The 24,864-nt window shown below is 69.7% G+C and carries 18 protein-coding genes and 1 other RNA gene; 16 read left to right on the top strand and 3 right to left on the bottom strand.

Annotated elements, in window-relative coordinates; translation table 11 throughout:
* Positions 1–13: 13 nt before the first annotated feature.
* Positions 14–2,041 (bottom strand): transporter permease, encoded by a 2,028-nt coding sequence (locus QWY80_RS03115; RefSeq protein ID WP_290229458.1) that lies wholly within the window; start codon positions 2,039–2,041, stop codon positions 14–16.
* Between the two features lie 63 nt (positions 2,042–2,104).
* Complete coding sequence (locus QWY80_RS03120) at positions 2,105–3,328, bottom strand: ATP-grasp domain-containing protein (protein ID WP_290229227.1); 1,224 nt, start codon at positions 3,326–3,328, stop codon at positions 2,105–2,107.
* Positions 3,329–3,592: 264 nt separating this feature from the next.
* Here QWY80_RS03120 and ffs point away from each other — a divergent pair.
* The 10 genes from ffs to QWY80_RS03170 all read left to right on the top strand — a co-directional run bounded on the left by ffs (position 3,593) and on the right by QWY80_RS03170 (position 12,326).
* Positions 3,593–3,689: signal recognition particle sRNA small type (gene ffs / locus QWY80_RS03125), an RNA gene on the top strand.
* 134 nt (positions 3,690–3,823) lie between these two features.
* Positions 3,824–4,864 carry a histone deacetylase family protein gene (locus tag QWY80_RS03130; protein WP_290229228.1) on the top strand — a complete coding sequence of 347 codons (1,041 nt, stop codon included), beginning with the start codon at positions 3,824–3,826 and terminating at the stop codon, positions 4,862–4,864.
* Positions 4,865–4,984: 120 nt separating this feature from the next.
* Positions 4,985–6,268 (top strand): sensor domain-containing diguanylate cyclase, encoded by a 1,284-nt coding sequence (locus QWY80_RS03135; RefSeq protein ID WP_290229229.1) that lies wholly within the window; start codon positions 4,985–4,987, stop codon positions 6,266–6,268.
* Between the two features lie 113 nt (positions 6,269–6,381).
* Positions 6,382–8,346 carry a DNA polymerase III subunit gamma/tau gene (gene dnaX / locus QWY80_RS03140; RefSeq protein WP_290229230.1) on the top strand — a complete coding sequence of 655 codons (1,965 nt, stop codon included), beginning with the start codon at positions 6,382–6,384 and terminating at the stop codon, positions 8,344–8,346.
* Between the two features lie 55 nt (positions 8,347–8,401).
* Complete coding sequence (locus QWY80_RS03145; protein ID WP_290229231.1) at positions 8,402–8,728, top strand: YbaB/EbfC family nucleoid-associated protein; 327 nt, start codon at positions 8,402–8,404, stop codon at positions 8,726–8,728.
* Positions 8,729–8,807: 79 nt separating this feature from the next.
* The gene (recR, locus tag QWY80_RS03150; RefSeq protein WP_290229233.1) at positions 8,808–9,413 is read left to right on the top strand and encodes a recombination mediator RecR; all 606 of its coding nucleotides are present in this window, start codon (positions 8,808–8,810) and stop codon (positions 9,411–9,413) included.
* Positions 9,414–9,447: 34 nt separating this feature from the next.
* Complete coding sequence (rnd, locus tag QWY80_RS03155) at positions 9,448–10,575, top strand: ribonuclease D (protein ID WP_290229234.1); 1,128 nt, start codon at positions 9,448–9,450, stop codon at positions 10,573–10,575.
* Positions 10,572–10,883, top strand: a complete 312-nt coding sequence (locus QWY80_RS03160) for a YcgL domain-containing protein (RefSeq protein ID WP_290229235.1) — start codon at positions 10,572–10,574, stop codon at positions 10,881–10,883. Before rnd ends, QWY80_RS03160 begins: the two co-directional genes overlap by 4 nt.
* Entirely contained in the window at positions 10,883–11,332 is a 450-nt protein-coding gene (locus QWY80_RS03165) for a YcgN family cysteine cluster protein (protein WP_290229237.1), read from the top strand. Before QWY80_RS03160 ends, QWY80_RS03165 begins: the two co-directional genes overlap by 1 nt.
* A 199-nt stretch (positions 11,333–11,531) precedes the next feature.
* Entirely contained in the window at positions 11,532–12,326 is a 795-nt protein-coding gene (locus tag QWY80_RS03170; protein ID WP_290229238.1) for a hypothetical protein, read from the top strand.
* 82 nt (positions 12,327–12,408) lie between these two features.
* On the opposite strand, the gene QWY80_RS03175 is transcribed toward QWY80_RS03170, so the two are convergent.
* Positions 12,409–14,514 (bottom strand): S9 family peptidase, encoded by a 2,106-nt coding sequence (locus tag QWY80_RS03175; RefSeq protein WP_290229240.1) that lies wholly within the window; start codon positions 14,512–14,514, stop codon positions 12,409–12,411.
* A gap of 46 nt (positions 14,515–14,560) precedes the next feature.
* Between QWY80_RS03175 and QWY80_RS03180 the strand changes: the two genes are divergently transcribed.
* The 6 genes from QWY80_RS03180 to QWY80_RS03205 all read left to right on the top strand — a co-directional run bounded on the left by QWY80_RS03180 (position 14,561) and on the right by QWY80_RS03205 (position 24,847).
* Positions 14,561–14,998, top strand: a complete 438-nt coding sequence (locus QWY80_RS03180; protein WP_290229241.1) for a hypothetical protein — start codon at positions 14,561–14,563, stop codon at positions 14,996–14,998.
* Between the two features lie 10 nt (positions 14,999–15,008).
* Positions 15,009–16,862, top strand: a complete 1,854-nt coding sequence (locus QWY80_RS03185) for a VWA domain-containing protein (RefSeq protein WP_290229242.1) — start codon at positions 15,009–15,011, stop codon at positions 16,860–16,862.
* Positions 16,855–17,697 (top strand): class II glutamine amidotransferase, encoded by an 843-nt coding sequence (locus QWY80_RS03190; RefSeq protein WP_290229244.1) that lies wholly within the window; start codon positions 16,855–16,857, stop codon positions 17,695–17,697. The genes QWY80_RS03185 and QWY80_RS03190 overlap by 8 nt, the downstream gene beginning before the upstream one ends.
* 117 nt (positions 17,698–17,814) lie before the next feature.
* Positions 17,815–19,497 carry an AMP-binding protein gene (locus QWY80_RS03195; protein ID WP_290229245.1) on the top strand — a complete coding sequence of 561 codons (1,683 nt, stop codon included), beginning with the start codon at positions 17,815–17,817 and terminating at the stop codon, positions 19,495–19,497.
* Between the two features lie 161 nt (positions 19,498–19,658).
* The gene (gene hrpA / locus QWY80_RS03200; RefSeq protein WP_435389258.1) at positions 19,659–23,681 is read left to right on the top strand and encodes an ATP-dependent RNA helicase HrpA; all 4,023 of its coding nucleotides are present in this window, start codon (positions 19,659–19,661) and stop codon (positions 23,679–23,681) included.
* Between the two features lie 35 nt (positions 23,682–23,716).
* Positions 23,717–24,847 (top strand): beta-ketoacyl-ACP synthase III, encoded by a 1,131-nt coding sequence (locus QWY80_RS03205; RefSeq protein WP_290229246.1) that lies wholly within the window; start codon positions 23,717–23,719, stop codon positions 24,845–24,847.
* Positions 24,848–24,864 lie beyond the last annotated feature (17 nt).

Genomic DNA, 24,864 nt, shown 5'->3' on the forward strand with positions numbered 1-24,864 from the left:
GCCCGATGGCACCTCAGTGCGCACCGGGCCCCCCGTCGGCCTGCAGGCCGGCGGGGGGAAGCCTGTCGGCGCCCCAGCTGCGGTGGATGTAGCCGATCACGCGGTCCAGCTCCTCCTGGGTGACCTGGGCCAGTTCGCCACGCTCCAGGGGGTCGTAATGGAAGATGTAGAGCCGTGAGGCGAGCTGCTCGAAGGGCAGCGAGGATTCGCCGAAACGTTCACCGTGGTCGGAGGTGCTGACCTTGATGCCGTCTCCCCAGTCCTGGCCGCTGTCGTTGTTGGGGTTGAAGAAGTAGACCCGCATCACGTCGTGGGGGTCGAGGTTGACCCGCAGCAGCGTGATGGCATGCCAGCCGATGAAGCGGGACGCGTTGTCGGTGACGGCGATGCCCGCCGGCTGGGGATGGATCAGCGGCTGGTTGCCGTTGTAGTAGGGGTGGTAGCTGGCATAGAAGTGGCGCAGGAAGGTGTCCAGGTCCTCCAGCTGGCCGGTGGCCACGTCGACGTTGATGCGAAAGCCACGACCGGCCCACCAGCCGTGGAACTCCGGATTGACCCAGCGGTGAGGGTCGCCTTCGCGGCCGATGCAGCGTCGTCCCATCTCGGCGTAGATGCGATCCAGGTGCGGGACCACGATCAGCGAGACCGAGTCGAGGTCCATGGGCAGGGTCTGGGCGACGCCGGACAGGCTGGCCATGGAGGAGAGCGGCATGCCCTCGAAGTGCATGATGATCTCGTCGTCACGCGCCGCCCAGGCGACCATCTGCAGCAGGTAGTCCGGGTCGTTGTAGGCCCACATGGAGAGCGCCCGGGCCGACTGGCAGGTGGGGTTGTTGCCCTGGCCGACGCCCAGCGGCAGTCCCAGCATGCATAGCACCCCCTCCAGCAGGCGGGCGCGGGGCGAGATGCCATCGCCGAAGGCCAGGTTGAGCCTGGCCTGCGACCACTCCGAGAGGGTCAAGCCCAGCTGGCGCCACATGGCCGGGGCCACCGGCGGCTGGTAGAGGATGCCGCGCTCGAGCATCAGTGCCAGGCCGTAGACCGCCTGGGGCGTGGCCGGGTGCACGCCGCTGCGTATCAGCGCGTGGACCAGCTCGCGGTAGCACATCAGGCAGTCGCGGCCGGTGGAGGAGAGCCCCAGCGCCTCGGACAGCAGGTGATCACTGTGGTCCAGCAGGTGGCGCAACAGTACCGGATGGTAGGCGGAGACCAGGCCGGTGTCGTGCATGGCGCGGGCGAAGCCGGTGGCTTCCCCCTGCAGGGCGGCGGCGTCCATGCTGGACAGGCGCTCGCGGTAGACCTCCAGGCCCGGGTCCTCGCGGCAGGCCCGGGTGGGGCCGAACAGTGAGCTCACCAGGCGGTCGGCACCCTGGCCGCTGGCGCCCAGGTCGATCTCGGGGTTGGCCTGGCAGATGGCGATCTGGGTGATCATCTGCTTGACCGGCTCCACCTGGATCGGCCGTTGCTCGAGGATCCGCCAGATCTCCTCGATCAACTGGTCGATCACGTGCTCGTAGCCGATGCGCTCGGCCAGGTGGCGGAAGAGGTTGCGCGGCAACTGGGCCAGCCGCCCCTGGGTCTCGCGTTCGGCCTCGGTGGGTGCGCCGAACAGCAGCCAGAGGTTGATGGCCATGGTCTGGGTCAGGTAGTGATGCGCCTGCTCCTCCGAGACCTGGGGGTGCAGGTAGTCCCCCTTGGCCACCGCCAGCAGGCGCAGCTCGCTGAGCGCCTCGATCACCACGCTGTTGGGGTCGGGGCTCTTCAGCGCAGGAGTGGTCAGGGTGGGGACCAGGTACTGGGGCGTCTCCCAGTCGGAGCCGAGGAAGACCCCGGCCTCCTCGAGGGCCTGGGCCCGCCGTTCGACCGCGGCACAGCCTCCCTCCTGCAACATCACCCGTCGGGCGGTATCCAGCACACGGGGCAGCTTGCCGGGCTTGGCGAACTCGCGGGCCTGAGCCAGCAGGGCGATCGACTCGTCGAGCTTCTCGAGCAGGCCGCGCAGCTTGGCATCGTCGGCAGGCGCGTCACCACCCGGGTTCATCTCATCATGCGTCGTCACGCCGACTCCTTGTCGTCAGGCTGTCATGTCCCCATGACGCCTTGATCAGACATAGAAATCAAGCTCTTCCATATGCTTGAGCAGCTCCTTCATGCGCGCGGCCTCGTCGCCTTTGAAGTAGACCAGGCCCCAGTGGGTGCCGAAGGCGGTGCGCTTGGTGACCGTCTCCTCCATGGGCGGGGTCAGCTCGTGGGACTCGAAGTAGGGGTCGTCCTCGACCTCCTCGGGAATCTCCAGGCGGCTGACCACCCGGCGGCGCGGATAGACGCCGAAGCAGCCGGCGTAGCCGTCGGCATCGACCACTTCTTTCGGGAAGAAGGCGCTGACTTCTTCTGGCGTGGACTTGGGGTCGAAGACCAGCATGCTGGCCTGGTAGGCGTTGAAGCCGTAGACCCGCTCGAGCAGTTCGAAGACCTTGAAGCCCGGCGGCCGGTAGGCGACCTCGCCGAAGTACATCTCGCCGTCGCTGGTGACGAAGTACTCGGGGTGGATCAGGCCGAACTCGATGTCGAAGGCCTTGATCAACTTCTCGATCTGGGTGGTGATTTGGGCCCGGTAGTGTTCCAGCTCCGGTGAGGCCGGCACGAACACCGAATAGCCCAGGGTCACGTATTCCGAGATGTTGAGGAAGGCGATCTTGCCGTCGTGGATCCAGGCCTCCACGGCGAATTCCCAGCCATCCAGGTGCGACTCCATCAGCACCGGGAACTCCTCCTCGGGAATGGTATCGACCTCGTCCGGGGTGCGGATCACCCGATGGCCCAGGCAGCCGGCCTTGTCGAAGGCCTTGAGGTGGATGGGATCGTTGGGGTCGCCGTCGAGCTTGAGCAAGGTCTGGTTGACCCGCTTGAGGAAGCGCACGACGTCCTCCTTGTCGTGGGCCTCCTCGAAGATGCCCACGCGGATGCCGCCCAACTGGGCGCGGCGCTTCATCAGTGCCTTGTCACGCAGCAGCAGCGACTGGCCGTAGAGGCGTGGACTGTCGAGCAGTACCGAGTTGATGGCCCCGGCCCACTCCACGGTCTCCTCGAACAGCGGGATCGCCACATTGACGCCCATCTCCTGCAGGGTCTCGGCGATCTCCATGGAGCGGTCATTGAGCCGCTCGAAGTTCCAGGAGACGTAGGGGATGTCGTGCTTCTGGCAGTATTCCTCCGCCCAGTCCGGGGCGACCACCACGTAGCGTCGATCGAAGTTCTCGGCGGCTTCGATGGCATTCAGGCTCCAGCCCAGCAGGGCGATGTAGCCCTTGTTCGGATCCTTCTTCATGGGGCGCCTCCAGATGTCGGCGGTGGGTAGATGCTCCCTGCGCATGACGTGCGGGGAGGAGAAACGCTTGGTGAATGGGATTGTCCTCATCCTATATCATCTTCCACCAGGCTTCACATTTATCGCCGCGTCACACGGCTGCCCTTGCTCGCCCGCCGGCACGCTGATATAGTGCGCCCGCACTCGGCAAGGCGTTGATCGACAACGCCAAGCGCTGCCGAGTGGCCTTCGGCATCGTCAGTGGATGCCGCGCTGTGGTGGCCCCGTCGGTCCTCCCGCAACGCCAAGCCGCGAACCCCGCCAGGCCCGGAAGGGAGCAACGGTAGCGGTGGCCGCGTGTGCCGGGATGCGGCTGTCGGGGCCGCCTCCATTTGTGCCCCTCCCCCCGGTTTTCTGTCACCCGCTCCGAATCATCTGCTGCTGCTGGCCGCGTTCCCTCGACCATGGCATGGTCATGGCCTGGTCGTACGGGAGAGCCGCACAGGAGATAGCGCCATGATCATCGTCCATTCCGAGACCACCAAGGCGCGCCGCGCGAAAACGGAACTCGACGGCGGGCAGTTGGTGCCCCCCTGGGAGTGTCCCGAGCGGGTCGATATGATCCTGGAGGGGCTGAGATCGGCCGGCCTCGATGACGTGCAGGCGCCTCGGGAGCACGGACTCGAGCCGGTGCTGGCGGTGCACGACGCCGACTACGTCGACTTCCTGGCGACCTGCTGGGACGACTGGCGCGCGCTGGGCCGCAAGGGCGAGGCGATCGCCTGGATCTGGCCCACCCGTACCATGCCGGCGCGGCGCATTCCGCGCTGCGTCGATGGCCGGCTGGGGCACTACGCGTTAGGCGCTGATACCTCCATCTGCGCGGGCACCTTCGAGGCGGCCATGGCCAGCAAGGACGTGGCGCTGTCGGCGCTGGAGCACGTGCTGGCCGACGGCGGGCCGGCCTTCGGCCTGTGCCGGCCGCCGGGCCATCACGCCGCGGTCGACCAGTTCGGCGGCTACTGCTTCTTCAATAACGCCGCCATCGCCGCCCGGCGTGCGCTGGAGGCCGGCAAGCGGCGGGTGGCGATCCTCGATATCGACTTCCATCACGGCAACGGCACCCAGCAGATCTTCTACTCCTGCGACGACGTGCTCTTCCTGTCGATCCACGGCGATCCCCTGGAGTGTTTCCCGTACTTCCTGGGCCATGCCGATGAGGTGGGCGAGGGCGACGGGGCCGGCTACAACGTCAACTACCCGCTGCCGCCGGGGACGGGGCCGGAGGTGTGGCTGAACGTGCTGGAGGCCGCCAAGGCGCGCATCGCCGAGACGGACTGCGAGCTGCTCATCGTCTCGCTGGGTGTGGACACCTTCGCGGGCGATCCGATCAGCGCCTTCCGCCTGGCCAGCGAGGACTTCCTCGAGGTAGGCGAGCGCCTGGCCGGGGTGGGCCTGCCGGCCGTCTTCCTCATGGAGGGCGGCTACGCCGTGGAGGAGATCGGCGTCAACGTGGCCAATGTCCTGAGCGGTTTCGAGCGCGCGTGCGCCACCTGATCCGGTCGGCCGGCGACCGGGCCCGGCCGCTCGCCTTGCGTGGAAAGCGGTTTCCTTGGAGCCCGGTCGCCGACGGGCCACACTATCCGGAAACCATGTCCCCAGGCGGGGAGTGAGCGGATGGACAGGATGCGACTGGCCACCCGGGAACAGGCCCACCGGACCCTCGAGTCGGTGCTGGCGCTGACCGGTGTGGGGCTCTGGGAGTGGGACCTCATCGATGGCTGGATAGGTGGCGATGCGCGTCTGGAGGCGATACTGGCGCTGCCCGACGCGGAGTGGCGGCGGCTCTCCATCGAGCGCTGGGCGGAGCGCGTGCATGACGAGGATCGGCCGCGTTTCGATGCCGAGGCCGCCAGGGCGGAGCGGGGCGCCGGTTTCGACGCCGTCTACCGTTTGCGCCGTGGGGACGGCCACTGGATCTGGGTCCACGATCGCAGCGGCGTGTTCTATCACGATGCCGGGGGCCGTCCCGTCCGCCTGGTCGGAGTGCTGGAGGACGTCACCCAACGCCAGGAGGAACGGCGGCGCTGGGTGCGTCTGGCGCGCAGCATACCCGGCGTGATCTACACCTTCGTGCTCGATGCCGAGGGGCGTCCCTCCTTTCCCTACACCAGCGATCGGGTCAAGGACTTCTATGGCGTGACACCCGAGCAGGTGCAGCGCGACCCCTCCCTGGTCTTCGACGCCATCCATCCCGAGGACCTGTCGCGGGTCATGGAGAGCATCGAACTCTCGGCCCGCACCCTGGAGGACTGGCAGTGCGAGTACCGGGCCCGGGCCGGTGAAGACTGGCACTGGGTGGAGGGACGGTCGAGCCCCGAGCGCCAGCCGGATGGCAGTACCATCTGGCACGGCCTGATCTTCCTGATCGACCAGCGCAAGGAACTCGAGGCGCGGCTGCGTCACCTCTCGGTGACCGACGCCCTCACCGGGCTCTACAACCGTCGTCACCTGCTGGCCTGCATGGAGGAGGAGATGTCGCGCTTCCGCCGTTACGGCACGCCCTTCTCGGTGGTGATGTTCGACCTCGATAACTTCAAGAGAATCAACGACCGGCATGGTCATGCCGCCGGCGACGCGGTACTGAAACGTCTCGCCGCCATCCTGGAGGAACGCCTGCGTGAGACCGATATCGCCGGCCGCACCGGCGGCGAGGAGTTCCTGCTGTTGCTGCCGGGGACCGAGGCGTCGGGAGGCGAACGGATCGCCGAGGACCTCTGTGCGGTGATGGTCGACGAGCCGTTCTGCAGCGAGGAGAAGGGGCCCTTCCGGGTGACCCTGAGCGCCGGGGTAACCGAGGCGATCGAGACCGACGAGCGCCTTCATCACCTCTGGGCGCGGGCCGACCGCGCCCTGTACCGGGCCAAGGCGGCGGGGCGCAACCGCGTCTGCCGGGGCTGAGGCCGAGCGTCCCGCTCGGCGGCGTCGCTTTCCGCGGCTGGCCCCGGACGCTAGAATGAACGATTCATGCCGGCTCGCCCGGCCCCCGCTTCCACGCAAGGACACCGCGCTGCATGAGCTATCAGGTTCTGGCCCGCAAGTGGCGACCGCGTACCTTCCATGAACTGGTCGGCCAGGAGCACGTCCAGCGCGCGCTGGTCAATGCCCTGGACCAGGGCCGGCTGCACCACGCCTACCTGTTCACCGGCACCCGCGGGGTGGGCAAGACGACCCTGGCGCGGATCCTGGCCAAGTGCCTGAACTGCACCGCCGGCGGCCGCGGCGACGAGGGCATCACCTCGACCCCCTGCGGGGAGTGCGACAGCTGCCACGCCATCGACGAGGGGCGCTTCGTCGACCTCATCGAGGTGGACGCCGCCTCGCGCACCAAGGTCGAGGACACCCGCGAGCTGCTCGACAACGTCCAGTACGCGCCGACCCAGGGGCGCTACAAGGTGTACCTGATCGACGAGGTGCACATGCTCTCCACCAGCAGCTTCAATGCGCTGCTCAAGACCCTGGAAGAGCCGCCGCCCCACGTGAAGTTCCTGCTCGCTACCACCGATCCGCAGAAGCTGCCCGCCACGGTGCTGTCGCGCTGCCTGCAGTTCACCCTCAAGCACATGCCGCCGGAGCGCATCGTCGAGCACCTCGGCCGGGTGCTCGAGGCCGAGGCGGTGCCCTTCGAGGCAAGCGCCCTGTGGCTGTTGGGCCGTGCCGCCGAGGGCTCCATGCGCGACGCCATGAGCCTCACCGACCAGGCCATCGCCTTCGGCCAGGGACGCGTCGAGCATGCCGACGTGGCCGCCATGCTGGGTACCCTGGATCAACGCCACGTGCTGACGCTGGTCGAGGCCCTGGCCGAGGTGGATGCCGCTCGGCTGCTCGCCGAGGTGGCGGCGCTGGCCGAGCGCGGCCCGGACTTCGCCGGCGTGCTCGACGAGCTCACCGGGCTGCTGCACCGCCTGGCCATCGCCCAGATGGTGCCCGAGGCCCTGGACAACGGCCAGGGCGACCGCGAGGCGCTGTTGCAGCTGGCCTCGCGCTTCACCGCCGAGGACGTGCAACTCTACTACCAGATCGGCATCCAGGGGCGTGGCGACATGGAGCATGCCCCGGACCTGCGCATGGCGCTGGAGATGACCCTGCTGCGCATGCTCGCCTTCCGCCCCCAGGGGGTACCCAGGCCGGCGAAGACGCCGCTGCCGTTGCGCGGCCAGACGCCGGACGACGGCGCCGAGGGGCCGAGCGGCGGGGCCGTCGCGAGCCAGGCGGACGCCGCGCCGGCGGCGTCCGGCGGCCCGACGCTGGCCGAGGCTCCCTCCGCCCCGCAGCGGCCTGCCAGCGAGGCCCAGGAGGTGCCGGCTCCCGAGGCGGTCTCGGCCAGCGAGGCTCCTGCCGAGCCCGAGCCAGCGCCGGCTCCACCGCCGCCCTGGGTCGAGGCCCCCGAGCCCGTGGCAACGCAGGAGGCGGCGCCAAGCGCCACGACCGGTACCGCGAGCACCAGCGCTCCCCCCGTGCCGGGCGCGGCCGACGCACCGCCGCCCGCTCCGGAACCGCCCGCCGCCGATACCGAGCCGGCACCGCGGGAGGCGTCGCAGCTTGCCCCGGCCGAGGGCGCGGGCGGGCGCGACCGCTTCGGTCACGCCGACTGGCTGGCCGGCTTCGAATCCCTGGGGCTGGGCGGGCTGACCCGTAACCTGGCCGCCAACTGCGTGGTCGAGGCCGACGACGGTGAGTGCCTGCGGCTACGCCTCGACCCGTCGCTCTCGGCCATGCAGGCCGAGGTCCATGTGCAGCGCATGCAGCAGGCGCTGGCCGAGCATGGCGTCCCCCGCCGCCTGGTGGTGGAGGAGGGGCCGCTGCCCGAGGGCGTCGAGACGCCGCGCCAGCAGGCCGAACGCCTGGCGGCCCAGCGCCATGCCGAGGCGGTGGAGGCGCTCAGCCGCGACCCCCATATACAGAAGCTGCAGCAGGCCTTCGGCGCCCGGCTGATAGAATCCACGGTGAAGCCCGTCGACGCCGCGGCGCGCGGCTGAACGGCGGGACGCCATCCCGGTCACAACCCTAGTGTTCAGACAGAGAGGAATCCCCATGATGAAGGGTGGAATGGGCAACATCATGAAGCAGGCCCAGGAGATGCAGGAGAAGATGCAGCGCGTCCAGGAGGAGATCGCCAAGGCCGAGGTGCTGGGCGAAGCGGGCGCGGGCATGGTCAGGGTCACCATGAACGGCCGCCACGACGTCAGCAAGGTCGACATCGACCCGAGCGTCATGGAGGAAGACAAGGAGCTCCTGGAGGATCTGCTGGCCGCCGCGGTGAACGATGCCGTGCGCAAGGTGGAGGCCAACTCCAAGGCCCGGATGGAGGAAGCCACCGAGGGGCTGAACCTGCCCCCCGGCTTCAAGATGCCGTTCTAGATCCGGTTCATCGCCCCTTGCCGTGAAGTATGCCACCGGCAACAGTTTCACGCCGATCTGCGGAGAACCCTGAATCTCTATGAGCTTTTCTCCCCTGGTGGAGCGGTTGATGGAGTCGCTACGGGTGCTGCCCGGCGTCGGCCCCAAGACCGCCCAGCGCATGGCCATGCACCTGCTGGAGCGCGACCGCGACGGTGGCCGGCGCCTGGCCGAGGTGCTCGACGTGGCGCTCGAGCGGGTCGGCTACTGTCGGCGCTGCCGCACCCTCACCGAGGAGGAGGTCTGTGCGCTGTGCGAGAGCCCTCGGCGCGACGATGCCCTGCTCTGCGTGGTGGAGTCGCCTGCCGACCAACTGGCCATCGAGGAGGCGGGCGGCTACCGTGGCCGCTATTTCGTGCTGCACGGTCATCTCTCGCCGCTGGATGGCATCGGGCCCGAGGACATCGGCCTCGACCGGCTCGAGGCGCGCATCGCCGAGGGCGCCGTGGAGGAGGTGATCCTGGCGACCAATCCCACCGTGGAGGGAGAGGCCACCGCCCACTACATCGCCGCCCAGCTGGACGCCCACGGCGTGCGCCTGTCGCGGCTGGCCTACGGCGTACCCATGGGCGGCGAACTCGAGTACGTCGACGGTGGCACCCTGAGCCGCGCCTTCAACGGCCGCCTGCCGTTCCGCGGCGAGTGAGCCCCGTCCCACCCCTGTCCTGTCGGAATCCCGCATGTCCCTGACCCCCGCGATTCACTGGATCGACACCCCCGAGGCCCTCGACGCTGCCTGCGCCGAGGTGGCCGACGCCGATGTCGTCGCCCTGGATACCGAGTTCTTCCGCGAAAACACCTTCTTCCCGGTGCCGGCGCTGATCCAGTTCTCCGCCGGAGGGCCGGCCTGGTTGGTCGACCCCCTGGTCGTCGAGTGCACCCCCGCCTTCCGCCGGCTGCTCGCGGAGGGCCCGCTCAAGCTGCTGCACGCCGCCAGCGAGGACCTGGAGGTGTTCGCCCGCTGGGCCGGCGTCACCCCCGCCCCCCTGGTGGATACCCAGGTGGCCCAGGGCCTGCTGGGCGAGAACCCGGCCATGGGCTACCAGAAGCTGGTCGAATACTGGACCGGGGAGACCCTGCCCAAGGACGAGACCCGCTCGGACTGGCTGGCGCGCCCCCTGAGCGAGACCCAGGTGCAGTATGCGGCCCTGGATGTCGTCTACCTGGTGGAGGTGTGGTGCCAGCAGCGCGAGGCGCTGGAGCGTCACGGACGCCTGGACTGGCTGCAGGACGACAGCACCGAGCTGCTCGCCCAGGCGGGGCGCAGCGAGGAAGCCGATGGCCAGTGGTACCTCCGCCAGCGCCAGTTGTGGCGGTTGGCGCCGCGCCAGGTCGAGGCCTACCGGCGGCTCACCACCTGGCGCGAGGGTGAGGCGCGGGCCCGCGACCTGCCGCGGGGCTGGGTGGTGCACGACCGGGTGCTGTATGCCATCGCCGAGGCGATGCCCGCGAACCGCTACGAACTGGCGCGTATCGACGGCGTCAAGCCGGGGCTGGTCAAGCGCGAGGGCGATACCCTGCTGGCCCTGGTGGCCGAGGCGCGTCACCAGGACGAGGCGGCGTTGCCACCGGTCCTGCCGCCACCCACGGCGCCCGATTTCAAGCGGTGTCTCAAGGCGCTGAAGAAGGTGGTCAACGCCGAGGCCGAATCGCTGGGGCTGGCGCCGGAGGTGCTGATGCGCCGCCGCGACCTGGAGGCGCTGGTGACCGCCGAGCTGGACGGCGAGGCGCTGCCACTGCCCGGCGGCTGGCGCGGCGAGCGACTGAACGCGGGCCTGGCGAAGGCCCTGGAGGAGCTGCCCCGATGAGTGACGCGAGAAAGACCGCGGACCGCCTGCTGTGCCAGGTGTTCAAGAGCCCGCGCCGGGACGAGATGTACCTCTACGTGGACAAGCGCGAGGGACTCGAGCGGGTGCCCGAGGCGCTGCTCGAGCGCTTCGGCAAGCCACTGCCGGCCCTGATGCTGATGCTGACCCCCGACAAGCCCCTGGCCCGGACGAAGGCCGCCGACGTCATGGCCGCCATCCGCGACCAGGGCTTCTACCTGCAGATGCCCCCGGCCAGGGACGAGTACCTGCTCGACCTCTATCGGGCCCCCACCGAGGCGCGTTATTGATGAGGGAGCGGTTCTGGGAGCGCTTCCCGTTGGCGGAGCTGACCGCCGAGGAGTGGGAGGCGTTGTGCGATGGCTGCGGCCAATGCTGCCTGCTCAAGTTCCAGGACGATGACAGCGGCGAACTGGCGGTGCTCGACCTGGCCTGCGAGCTGCTGGACATCGGCAGCTGCCGCTGCAGCGACTATGCCAACCGCTTCGACCGGGTGCCGGACTGCACCCGGCTCACCCCGGAACGGGTCGACGAGTTCCGCTGGCTGCCCTACTCCTGCGCCTACCGGCGGGTGGCGGAGGGTCGCAAGCTGGCTCGCTGGCACCCGCTGCTCTCCGGCGATTCACGACGCATGCACCGCAAGGGAGTCAGCGTGCGCGGCTTCGCCGTCTCCAGCCGGGGCGTGCCCGAGGAGGCCTACGAGGACCATATCATCGCGGTCATTCCCATCGACGACTGAGTTGCCGCCGTTCCCATAGGGGTGAGAATACTCATTCTGAATGATCGAGATGGCATCAACCAGCTAGTACGCCAGTTTCGGTCTTTTGACCGATGGCATGATTCCCGCGTAACCGCGATGCTCAACCCATGGTAACAATTTGTATCCGTTATGGGGGCGGATACGCCATCGGCCATCGGGAGTTTCGGGGGAACGGATCATGAAACGTTACACGGTGTTGACTCTGGCAGTGACGGCTCTGTTGGCCACGCCCGCCTGGGCCCAGGACAGCAGTTGGCGCAGCGACCTCTCCGATGAGGAGCTTTCCGAGGTCATGAATGACGTCATCACCGACGAGTCGGAAGATGACTTGCTGGACGTCCTGCCGCCGACGGCCGCCGGTGGTAGCGGCGGTGGTAGTGGCGGCGGCTGTGGCCCCGGTGGCGGTCCCGACGATGGGGGCTGCGGCGGCGGCTTCCTGGCCAGCGTCGCCCTGGGTGATACCGTCGCTCCCGGCTCGGGCGATGACGGTGCCGATAACGGTAGTGACGACGGCTCCGGGGACAACGGTGGCAATGACGGTGGTTCCGGTGGCGACAATGGCGGCGGTTCCGGCGGCGGCGACAATGGCGGTGGTTCCGGTGGCGGCGATAATGGCGGCGGTTCCGGCGGCGGCGACAATGGCGGTGGTTCCGGCGGCGGCGACAATGGCGGCGGTTCCGGCGGCGGCGACAATGGCGGCGGTTCCGGCGGCGGCGACGACGGTGGCGGTAACGGTCCCGGTGGCGGTAATACCGGCGGAGGGAACGGCGGTTCCGGCGGCGGTAGTGGCGGCAACGGTGGCACCGGCAGCGGCAATGGCGGCGGTGGCAGTGGCGGCTCCGGCGGCGGTAACGATGGCGGTGGCTCCGGTGCCGGTGGCAATGGCGGCAGCAATGGCGGCAGCGGCGGCGACGGGGGTACCGGCAGCGGCACCGGGGGTGGTGCCCTGGGCGGAGCGGGTGGCGGCAGCTGATTGCCCCGTCACGTTCCGGGTATGATGATCGGTCCCGGCCAGGCTCGACCTGACCGGGACCGATCACGTCCAGCGTCCGGGGTCAAGTCGAGCGCGGCTCGACCCCCAGCGCCCAGAGGATGAAGGCGTCCTGGCGGGCGTTGTCGTGCCATGCCTTGAAGCGCCCCGAGGCGCCGCCGTGGCCGGCGGCCATGGCGGTGCGCAGCAGGACGGGCCGGCGTTCCGCTGAACCGTGGGCGGTACCCAGCTCGGTGAGCCGCGCATAGAGCTTGGCGGGCTCCCAGTAGGGCACCCGGGTGTCGTGCCAGCTGCCCTGCAGGAACACCGTGGGCCAGGGCTGGGAGGCCAGGTTGTCCAGCGGCGAGTAGGCGCGGATGCGTTTGCGGGCGTCCGGTTCGTTGGGGTTGCCCCATTCGGTGTATTCGGCGGTGGTCAGTGGCAGGTCCGGGTTCTCCATGGTGCGCAACACGTCCACGAAGGGCACGTCGAGCACCGCCGCGCAGAACGCCTCGGGGGCCAGGTTGAGGCTGGCGCCCACCAGCAGTCCCCCGGCGCTGGCGCCATAGGCGGCGATGCGTTCGGGGTCGGAGAGGCCGTGCGTGACCAGGGCGTCTCGGGCGGCCAGGAAGTCGCGGAAGCTGTTCTCCTTGTGCTCCAGCTTGCCGGCCAGGTACCAGGGCTCGCCGCGGTCGCCGCCGCCGCGCACGTGGGCCACGGCGAAGGCCACTCCGCGGGCCAGCAGTTCCAGGCGCGCCACCGAGAACCAGGGGTCGAGTACCTCGCCGTAGGCGCCGTAGCCGTAGAGCAGGGTGGGCAGTGGATGGCCCGCCAGGTCGGCGCGCATCACCACCGAGACGGGAATCCGCTCGCCGTCGTGGGCAGTGGCCCAGAGCCGCTCGCAGGCGAGTTCCTCGGGCGGCAGGTCACCATGGATCGGCTGGCGCTTGAGCAGGGCGCGTGCCCCGCTGTCCAGGTCGTGCTCGATCCAGCTCACCGGCATCACGAAGGACTCCTCGCGCAGCCGCAGCCGGCGGCTGTCGAAATGGGGCGCGTCGCCCAGCGCCAGGCTGCAGGGCGTCTCCGGCAGCGGCAGGCGCGTGTCGCGGGTGATGGCGTGTGCCGCATCGAGCTCGATCACTCGCAGGTGTACCTGGGCCTCCTGATGGTCGCGCTCGGTGATCACCAGGCCCCAGGCGAAGGCGTCCACGCCTTCCAGGGTGGCGTGCTCGCGGTGATCGAGCAGCGGCCGCCAGTGGGCGGCGTCGGTGCCAAGGTCGAGGTCCGCCTCGTCGAGGGTGTCGAGCCGGAAGTGGGGTGCCTGGCGGTTGTGCAGCAGATAGAAGTGGCCGGGGCGGTGGTCCAGGCCGAGCTCGACGCCGCTCTCCCGTTCGCGGAAGCGGTGCGGTGGCGTTGCCGGCTCACGGGCGGGTACCAGGTGGCACTCGCTGGTGTCCTTGGAGGCGCTCTCCAGCACCAGCCACTCCCGGGAGCGGGTCTTGCCCAGGCCCAGCCAGAACTCCGGGTCCTCCTCGCGCAGCACCAGCACGGGCTCGCCGGCTTGCCCCTCGGCGAGCGGCAGGCGCCAGATGCTGTCGGGGCGCTGGGTGGCGTCGTAACGGGTGAACAGCAGGGTGGCGTTGTCCTCGGCCCAGGTCAGCTCCGGGCCGATGCCCCCCAGCAGCCGCACCGGCGTGCCGTCGGGTAGGCACATGAGGAAGAGGTCGAACATCTCGTCGCCGCGCGTGTCCTCGGTCCAGGCCAGCCAGCGCTCGTCCGGGGAGAGCGCCATGTCGCCGAGCTCCAGGAAGTCGTGGGACGCGGCGCGGGCCTCCAGGTCGAGGAAGGCCACGGCGCGGTCGGGCTTGCCGTTGGGGTGGCGCCACCACACCGGGTAGTCGGCGTCGGCGGCCGTCTCGCTCCAGTAGGTATAGTGGTCCAGCGGGGTGCGCAGGCCGTGCACGGCGAGCTCCCGGCGCGCCAGGTGGCCATGGTAGAGGCGCTCGACGAGTGCCTCGAACGGCGCGAACCACGCGTCGGACTCGGCGTTGGCCGCCTCCAGGAAGGCGGTGACCTCGGGGTCGTCGCGATTCTCGAGCCAGTGCCAGGCGGGGTCGGCGGGGCGACGGAAACGGACGACCGGCGCTGCCGTGTCGGCCGGCACCGGATGATGGGGCGGCTGTGCTTTCATGGCGTGGGATGTACCATACTCAGGATTGTGAAAAAGCGAGGTGGCAATGCCGATTACCGATTCGATGACCCTACTATGGCTGAGCTATGGCCTCTTGTCGCTGGTGGTGCTGCTGACCGGCTACCTGGGCCTGGCTTTCCTGCCGCGACTGCTGCGGCTGCCGATCACCTGGCTGGTGGCCGGCGTGATGTGGATGCCGGCTCGCTTCCGGCTGCCGTTGCTCGAGGAGGGGGAATTCTATACCGGCTTCGCCCCGGCCGTGGTGGTGGCCGTGGTGGCCTTCCTGGAGCGCAACGCGGGGGTGATGACGTTTGCCCTGGTGCTGACGGTGCTGGGGGCGGCGCTGGGTGCCGCCTTCGGTCTGCTGCTGTGGTGGCGCGGCCGGCATCGTGGCGACTACGTCGACAGGGACGACGACGAGGATGAGACGCCGGCCACCCCACGCCGTGGCGGTGCGCAGCGTCGGGAGCCGATGATCGGCTAAGGAGCCCGGGATGGCCTGGTGGCGTGTGGTCAAGGCCGGATGTCGCGGCATCGGCGGGGGCCTTCTGCTGATCGCCCTGGCCTGGCCGAGTGTGGCAACCGTGTCGGCCCAGCCGGTCGAGGGGCGCCCGGACGTGCGCGTGATCATCGACGTCTCGGGCAGCATGCGCGACAACGACCCGGAGCGGCTCAGCGCCAGCGCCCTGGAGCTGCTGGTATCACTGCTGCCCGAGGGCACCTCCGCCGGGGTCTGGACCTTCGGCGAGCGGGTCGACAATCCCCTGCCGCTCAGCGAGGTGGATGCACAGTGGCGGACCCGGGCCCGCGAGCTCCGGCCCGAGTTCGAAGGCGTCCAGCCCTTCACCGACATCGAGGCCGCGGTGCGCCGGGCGGCCGATGCCGAGGCCAATGGTCCGCGCCACCTGGTGCTGCTCACCGACGGCGTGATCGACCTGTCACCGACCCGCGGCGACAAGCCGGCGGTGGACGAGGCCTCGCGACGGGCACTGCTCGAGGAACTGGCCCCGCACCTGGCCGAGCAGGGCACGGTGGTGCATGCCATCGCCTTCTCCGATCAGGCCGACATGGCGCTGGTGGAGCGCCTGGCGCGGCGCACCGGCGGTCTGCCGGCCCTGGTGGAGTCCCCCGAGAGCCTGCTCGGCGCCTTTCTGGACATCGTCGAGCGCATCTTCCCCGCCGACCAGATTCCCCTGCGCGAGGGGCGCTTCGCCATCGAGCCCGGCGTCGAGGCCTTCTCGGCACTGCTCTTCCACGCCCCCGATGCCGAGCCCCTGGGCCTGGTGGCCCCCGACGGCAGCGTCTATCGTGCCGAATCGCCGCCGCCCGGGGGGCGCTGGCAGGTGGAGCCGCGCTTCGACCTTATCCGGGTACCCGATCCCATGCCCGGCGAGTGGCGCCTGGAGGGGGAGATCGAGGACGACAGCCGTATCGGGGTGACCTCGACCCTGTCGCTGCGCACCGGCGAGCTGCCGGCCACCCTCTACCTGGGCTTCCCGGTGCCGGTGGAGGCCTGGCTGGAGCGCAACGGCCGCCCCTACGGGGAGGCACTGGAGGGCCTGAGCGTGCGGGTCGAGCTGCTCGACGCCGACGACGAGGTCCAGGCCGCCCTGCGCCTCGAGCGCGATGGCGAACGCTTCCGCGGCGAGCTGCCGGCACCGGCGCTGGCCGGCAGCGCCCGATTGCGGGTGCGCGCCGAGGCCGAGGGTCTGGTGCGCCAGCGACTCCAGGCGGTCAATGTGCTGCCGGCCATCCGCGGACGCCACGAGCCGGAGCGCCAGCGCGTGGTGCTGGAGGCGGTGCATCCCGAGCTGGATCGCGACAACGCCTTTCCCTGGGGGGAACTGGGCGGCGAGCGTCTCGAGGCCGAGGCCATCGACGCGCGGCGCTGGCAGATCCCCCTGCCGGAACTCGACGACAGCGTCAGCCGGCCGCTGCTGCTCCGCGCACGGGTCCGCCTGGACGGCGAGGAGCGCGAGCTGCGCCTGCCGCGCCTGCTGCTCTTCGACCAGGCGGCCACCGGCCTCGACCTGGCCGGGGAGGGCGGACGCCTCTCCGGCGACCGCTTCCACGAGGACCTGAGCACCGGCCGGCCGGGTGGCGAGGCGCCGGAAGGGGCGGTGGAGCGCTTCGTTACCGCCGTCAACGACCTGGTCGCGCGTGGCGTGACACTCTGGCGGTCGAGCTGGCCCGAGACGCGGCGGCGTCTCGAGGCCTACCGCGAAGACCCGCGTGCCTGGGCGCTGGCCGGCCTCGCCATCTTCGCCGTCCTGGTCCTGCTGGCGGCGCTGCGCCGCCGGCGCCGCCGCCACCGTCGCATCCCGCATCGGGAGGAGCCCCATGTGTGAGCTGCTGGGCATGAGTGCCAACGTTCCCACCGACATCTGCTTCAGCTTCACCGGCTTCCTGCATCGCGGCGGCGGCACCGGGCCCCACCGCGACGGCTGGGGCATCGCCTTCTACGAGGAGGGCGGCTACCGCGACTTCCGCGACCCCCATCCCTCGGTGCGCTCGCCCATCGCCCGGCTGATCTGCGACTATCCCATCAAGTCGAACATCGTCATCAGCCATATCCGCCAGGCCAACGTGGGGCAGGTGCGGCTGGCCAACACCCATCCCTTCGTTCGCGAGATGTGGGGCCAGCCCTGGTGCTATGCCCACAACGGCCAGCTCACCGGCTGGTCGTCGCTGCCGCTCTCCTTCTATCGGCCGGTGGGCGATACCGACAGCGAGCACGCCTTCTGCTGGCTGCTGGGCGAGCTGCGCCGGCGCTTCCCCGAACGGCCCGAGGCGCCGGCCGAACGGGAGCAGCTGTGGCGCCTGCTGCACCAGCTCTGCGAGCGCCTGCGCGGCCTCGGCGTCTTCAACCTGCTGCTCGCCGACGGCGACTACCTCTATACCTTCTGTTCCACCAAGCTGGCCCATATCACCCGCCGGGCGCCCTTCGGCAAGGCAAGCCTCTCGGATGCCGAACTCGCCGTGAACTTCGCCGAGCACACCACGCCGGACGATATCGTCTCGGTGATCGCCACCGAGCCGCTCACCGACAACGAGGACTGGGAGCGCATGTCCCCCGGCGAGCTGCTGGTGTGGCGGGACGGCATCATCCAGGCGAGTTATGGCCGGCGTCCTGCGTCCTCGGATGCCGTGGGTGAGGCGCGGGCGACACGGCCCGACGAATAGAAACAACTGTTTCAATTGGCTGTTTTACAGTGCATCCCGCCCGGTATAAGGTAGGCCCCGGGAAAACAACAAGGCCGATGTGCCCCTGTCATCGGCGATATCGCGGAGACTACGCCCATGAGTGAGCATGCCAACGCCCCCATCCTGACCGGCCCCGAACTCCAGGGGGTGGATGACTATCGCTCGGTCACCGACGTCTTCCACGCCGCGGTGGGCAACTACGCCGACAAGCCGGCCTTCTCCTGCATGGGCCAGACGCTGAGCTTTGCCGAGCTGGAGCGCCTGTCCGGCGACTTCGCCGCCTGGCTGCAGCATGAGACCGACCTGGAGCCGGGCGATCGCATCGCCATCCAGCTGCCCAACCTGCTGCAGTTCCCGGTGACGGTGTTCGGCGCCATGCGCGCCGGCCTGGTGGTGGTCAACACCAACCCGCTCTACACCGAGCGCGAGATGGCCCACCAGTTCAAGGATTCCGGCGCCAGGGCGATCGTCATCCTGGCCAACATGGCCGACAAGCTGGAGCGGATCCTCGAGCGCACCGATATCCGGCACGTGGTGGTCACCGAGCTGGCCGACCTCCACGGCTTCCCCAGGCGGCAGCTGATCAACGCCGTGGTCAGGCACGTCAAGAAGCTGGTGCCGAGGTACTCGCTGCCCGGTGCCGTGGCCTTCCGGCAGGCCCTGAAGCAGGGCGCCTCGCGGGAGCACCGCGAGGTCCAGCGGGAGCTCGACGACATCGCGGCGCTGCAGTACACCGGCGGCACCACCGGCCTGGCCAAGGGCACCATGCTCACCCATCGCAACCTGGTGGCCAACATGCTCCAGGCCGGGCAGGCCATCGGCCCGGGACTGCACAATGGCGAGGAGGAGGTGATCGCGCCGCTGCCGGTCTACCACATCTACACCTTCACGGTGAACTGCCTGTTCCTGATGGAGACCGGCAACCACTCCGTGCTGATCACCAATCCCCGCGACCTGCCGGCCTTCGTCAAGGAACTGCAGAAGCGGCGCTTCACCGCCTTCATCGGCCTCAACACCCTGTTCAACGCCCTGTGCAACCGCGAGGACTTCCGTGCGCTGGACTTCTCGGGGCTGCACCTGACCATCTCGGGCGGCATGGCGCTGACCCGCGCCGTGGCCGAGCGCTGGAAGGCGGTGACCGGCTGCGACATCGCCGAGGGCTACGGGCTCACCGAGACCTCCCCGGTGGTCAGCTTCAACCCGGTGGACGCCATCCAGCTCGGCACCATCGGCAAGCCGGTGGCCGGCACCCGGGTCAAGGTGGTGGATGCCGACGGCAACGACCTGCCGTTCGGCGAGCCCGGCGAACTCTGCGTGCAGGGGCCCCAGGTGATGAAGGGCTACTGGAACCGTGACGACGAGACCGCCGGGGCGATCGATGCCGGCGGCTGGTTCCACACCGGCGACATCGCCGTGCTCCAGGAGGACGGCTACATTCGTATCGTCGACCGCAAGAAGGACATGATCCTGGTCTCCGGCTTCAACGTCTATCCCAACGAGGTGGAGGACGTGGTCGCCACCCATCCCGACGTGCTGGAGTCCGCCGCCGTGGGGGTGCCGGACGAGGCCAGCGGCGAGGCGATCAAGCTGTTCGTGGTGCCCCGCGGCGACGGCCTCGACCCCGAGGAGTTGCGCGCCTGGTGCAAGAAGGAGCTGACCGCCTACAAGGTGCCCAAGACCATCGAACTGCGCGACGAGCTGCCGAAAACCAACGTGGGCAAGGTCCTGCGCCGCCAGCTACGCGACGAGGAGCAAGGCAAGACCCAGGCCGGCGAATAGCCCCACCCCGATCGATAGCCGGGCCCTTGGGCCGCGATAGACAGCGGCAATGGTCGCGATTAGGCGCCGCCAGGCTCGCGGCGTTACAATGAATCGCCCGTAGCGCTTTGCCGCTGCGGGCGGTTTCCCGTCAGCCTGCCACCGGAGTCGCCGTGTCCGACGTGACCACCGCCGTTTCTCCCCCTTCAGACGCCATCTCGGACGCCGACCGGCTGCGTGACCTGCGCCGTCGGCTGGACGACGTCATGCTGCGCGACCGGCCGGCCCTGGAGAAGCGCCTGGGCGGCCTGGCGCGCCGGCTCGAGGAGGGCAAGCCGGTGGATCGCGGCCTGCCCCGGGTAGCCGAGGCGGTCGAGGCGTCCCGGGCGCGGGTGGCGCGGCGCAGCGCACGGCCGGTGACCCTGAACTATCCCCCCGCACTGCCGGTGGCCGAGCGCCGTGAGGAGATCCTCCGTGCGCTTTCCGACCACCAGGTGGTGGTGGTGGCCGGCGAGACCGGTTCCGGCAAGACCACCCAGCTGCCCAAGCTGTGCCTGGAACTGGGGCTGGGGCGGCGCGGCCTGGTCGGCCACACCCAGCCGCGGCGCCTGGCCGCCCGCTCGGTGGCGGCGCGCCTGGCCGAGGAGCTCGAGACCCCGCTGGGCGAGCAGGTGGGCTATCAGGTGCGCTTCACCGACCAGAGCGGCGACGACACCCAGGTCAAGCTGATGACCGACGGCATCCTGCTGGCCGAGACCCGCCACGACCCCGACCTGCGCCGCTACGAGGCGATCATCATCGACGAGGCCCACGAACGCAGCCTCAACATCGACTTCCTGCTCGGCTACCTCAAGCGGCTCACCGCCCGGCGCCCCGACCTCAAGGTGATCATCACCTCGGCGACCATCGACGTGGAGCGCTTCGCCGAGCACTTCGGCGAGCCGGGGCGCCCGGCCCCGGTGGTGGAGGTCTCCGGACGCACCTATCCGGTGGAGGTGCGCTACCGTCCGCTGGTGCGCGAGGCCGACGACGAGGCCGATCGCACCCTGCAGGAGGGCATCCTGCAGGCCGTGGAGGAGATCGAGGGGATCGAGCGCGACAAGCGCTGGTTCCACGGCCCCCGCGACATCCTGGTGTTCCTGCCCGGCGAGCGCGAGATCCGCGAGACCGCCGATACCCTGCGCCGCGCCGACCTGCGCGGCACCGAGATCCTGCCGCTCTATGCGCGGCTCTCCAACGCCGAGCAGAACCGCGTCTTCGCGCCCCACGCCGGGCGGCGCATCGTGCTGGCCACCAACGTGGCGGAAACCTCGCTCACCGTGCCGGGCATCCGCTACGTCATCGACCCGGGGCTGGTCCGCATCAGTCGCTACAGCTATCGCGCCAAGATTCAGCGCCTGCCGGTGGAACCGGTCAGCCAGGCCAGCGCCGACCAGCGCAAGGGGCGCTGTGGCCGGATCGCCGAAGGCGTGTGCATCCGCCTCTACGACGAAGAGGACTTCCTCTCCCGGCCCGAGTTCACCGACCCCGAGATCCGCCGCACCAACCTGGCCTCGGTGATCCTGTCGATGCTGTCGCTGCTGTCATTGAAACCCGATGACATCGAGGCCTTCCCCTTCGTCGACCCGCCCGACTCGCGCTTCGTCAACGACGGCTTCCGGCTGCTCTTCGAGCTGGGCGCGGTGGACGACGCCAAGCGTCTGTCGCCCATCGGGCGCAAGCTGGCCCGGCTGCCCATCGACCCGCGCCTGGCGCGCATGGTGCTGGCCGGGGCCGAGCAGGGCTGCCTGCGCGAGGTGCTGATCGTGGTCGCCGGCCTGGCCGTGCAGGACCCCCGCGACCGCCCGGCGGAGAAGCGCGAGGCCGCCGACCAGGCCCACCGCCGCTGGCAGGACCCGGACTCCGACTTCGTGGCCCTGCTCAACCTCTGGCACGGTTTCGAGGCGGCCCGCGAGGCGCTCTCCGGCAACCAGCTGCGGCGCTGGTGCAAGGAGCACTACATCAACTACCTGCGGATGCGCGAGTGGCACGACACCTTCCGCCAGCTGCGCCAGCTGCTGCGCGACATGGAGATCGAGGTGCCGCCGCCCGCGCCGCTGCCCGAACCCCCAGCAGGAAGAGAGGAGCGCGACGAGGTCCGCGCCCAGGCACGCCGCCGCGCCGCCGTGGCCCTGCACCAGGCGCTGCTGCCCGGGCTGCTCTCGCACCTGGGCCTGCTCAACGAGAACCGCGAGTACCTCGGTGCCCGTAACCGCAAGTTCGTCATCCACCCCGGTTCGGGGCTGGCGAAGAAGTCGCCCAAGTGGCTGATGGCCTTCGAGCTGGTGGAGACCTCGCGGCTCTTCGCGCGCACCGTGGCGAAGATCGATCCGCAGTGGATCGAGCCGCTGGCCGGGCACCTGGTCAAGCGCAGCTACGCGGAACCCCACTGGGAGATGAAGCGCGCCCAGGTGGTGGCGAAGGAGCAGGTGACCCTGTTCGGCCTGCCCATCGTCAGCGGCCGCAAGGTGCACTATGGCCCCATTGCCCCACAGGAGTCCCGGGAGCTGTTCATCCGTCGCGCCCTGGTGGAAGGCGAGTTCAGGACCCGCGGCGAGTTCTTCGCCCACAACCGGGCGCTGGTCGAGGAGGTCGAGGACCTGGAGGACCGCGCCCGCAAGCGTGACATCCTGGTGGACGAGGAGACGCTGTTCGCCTTCTACGACGAGCGCATTCCCGCGGATATCGTCAACGGCAAGGGCTTCGAGGCGTGGCGCCGGAAGGCCGAGGCCGACGATCCCGACATCCTCAAGTTCGACCGCTCAGCGCTGCTGGCCCGCGAGGCCAGCGAGGTCACCCAGGCGGACTACCCGGACGAGCTCGTGCTGAACGGGGTGCGCTATCCGCTCGCCTATCATTTCGAACCCGGGGCGCCCGACGACGGCGTGACCCTGACCGTGCCGGCGGCCATGCTGCCGCAGCTCCCCCTGGCGCGCCTGGAGTGGCTGGTGCCGGGGCTGCTGCGCGAGAAGTGCATCGCCCTGATGAAGTCGCTGCCCAAGGCGATCCGCCGCCAGGTGGTGCCGATTCCCGACTGGGTGGATGCCGCCCTGGAGGCCATGGCGCCGGACGACGTGCCGCTCAGCGAGGCGCTGGGCGAGTTCCTGCGCCGCAAGACCGGGGTACGCGTCCATCCCGACGACTGGCATCTCGACCAGTTGGAGCCCCACCTGGTGATGAACCTGCGCGTGGTCGACCACGACGGCCGGGTGCTGGGGCAGGGGCGTGACGCCCGCGAGCTGGAGCGGCGCTTCGAGGAGGCGGCGGGGCAGGGGGCCCGCGCCCTGACCGCCGAGGCCAGCCTCGAGGCCCCGGTGGAGGGGCTGCCCGAGCAGGCGCTGCCCGAGTCGCGGGTGACCACCCAGGCCGGTATCCGGGTCGAGGCCTATCCGGCCCTGGTCGCCGACGGCGAGGCCTTCCGGGTGGAGCTCTTCGATCACGTCGACAAGGCGCGTGAGGCCCATCGCGACGGCGTGGTACGCCTGGCCAGGAGGCGCCTGCCCGACCCGGTGCGTGCGATCGAACGGCTCGAGGGACTCGACACCTGTGCGCTGCTGTTCGCCAAGGTGGGCAGCAAGCGACAACTGGTCGACGACGTGGTGACGGCGGTCTTCCAGCAAGTGATTGCCGTGGACCCGCTGCCACGTTCGGCGGCCGAGCTGGAGGCGCGGCTCGCCGTGACCCGGGCCGACCTGGTGCCCCATGCCGAGAACCTGGTGGCCACCCTGAAGAACGCCCTGGAGGGTCACCTGGCCGTGACCAAGGCGCTGAAAGGCAACCTCAATCTGGCCCTGGCGCTGGTCTACAGTGACCTCAAGGCCCAGATGGCGCGGTTGGTGCATCCGGGATTCGTCGCCGAGGCGGGGCAATGGCTGGCGGAATATCCTCGCTACATGGAGGCCGCCCGGATCCGCCTGGAGAAGGCACCCAGGGAGCGCATGCGTGACCAGATGCATATGCAGGAAGTGCAGGAGTTCGAGTCCCGGCTGGCCGCCCGACGCGAGAGCGAACGGCGCGGCGGGGTCGAGGACCCGGCACTCGTCGAGTTCGGCTGGTGGATCGAGGAGTTGCGCGTGTCGCTCTTCGCCCAGCAGCTGGGCACCCGATTCCCGGTCTCCGCGAAGCGCCTCGAGAAGCGCTGGGCGGAGATCACCGGACGCGGCTGAGGCGCGGCCCAGGGGCCGCAGCAAGGGAGAACAGCATGACCCAAGTGGTGATCACCGGTACGGGACTCTTCACGCCGGCGCACGCCATCGACAACGACGCCCTGGTGGCCACCTTCAATGCCTGGGTGGATGCCGAGAATGCGCGGCGAGCCGAGGCGGGCGTCGAGGAACGCCTGGAGCCTTCCAGCAGCGATTTCATCGTCAAGGCCTCGGGCATCCATAGCCGCTACGTGCTGGACGCCGAGGGCATCCTCGATCCCGGGCGCATGCGCCCGCGCCTGCGCGAGCGCAGCGACGACGAGCCCTCCATCCAGTGCGAGATGGGACTCTCCGCGGCGCGCGAGGCCCTCGACGGGGCGGGGGTGGCAGCCGCCGATATCGACCTGGTGATCGTCGGTTGCTCCAACCTGGAGCGGCCCTACCCGGCGGTGGCCGTGGAACTCCAGGCCGCCCTCGGCGCCGGCGGCTACGCCTTCGACATGAACGTGGCCTGCAGCTCGGCCACCTTCGCCATCGAGACCGCGGCCAACGCCATCCGCGCCGGCAGCGCCGGACGCGCCCTGGTGGTCAACCCCGAGATCTGCTCGGCGCACCTCAACTTTCGAGACCGCGACAGCCACTTCATCTTCGGCGACGCCTGCACCGCCATCGTGCTGGAGCGCGACGACCTGGCCGTCGCCGAGGTGCGCTTCGAGGTCCTCGGCACCCGGCTCGTCACCCGCTTCTCCAACGCCATCCGCAACAACGCCGGCTTCCTCAATCGGGTCACCGACAGCGACCCCCAGGCCCTGGACAAGCTGTTCGTCCAGGAGGGGCGTCGTGTCTTCAAGGAGGTGTGCCCCCTGGTGGCGGCGCTGATCGGCGAGCACCTGGCGAGCCTGTCGCTGTCGGGCGGCGACCTGGCGCGGCTCTGGCTGCACCAGGCCAACTGCCACATGAACGACCTGATCGCCCGCCGGGTGCTGGGTCGCGACCCCGAGGAGCGCGAGGCACCGGTGATCCTCGACCGCTACGCCAACACCAGCTCGGCGGGCTCGATCATTGCCTTCCACCTGCATCACGCCGACCTCGAGGACGGCGAGCTCGGCGTCATCTGCTCCTTCGGCGCCGGCTACAGCGCCGGCAGCGTGGTGGTGCGGCGTGCACGGGTCGGTGCGGCGGGATGACATGGACAACCACAGGG

Origin of the sequence: Halomonas ramblicola (assembly GCF_030409215.1) — a bacterium.
Classification (GTDB): Bacteria; Pseudomonadota; Gammaproteobacteria; order Pseudomonadales; family Halomonadaceae; genus Halomonas; species Halomonas ramblicola.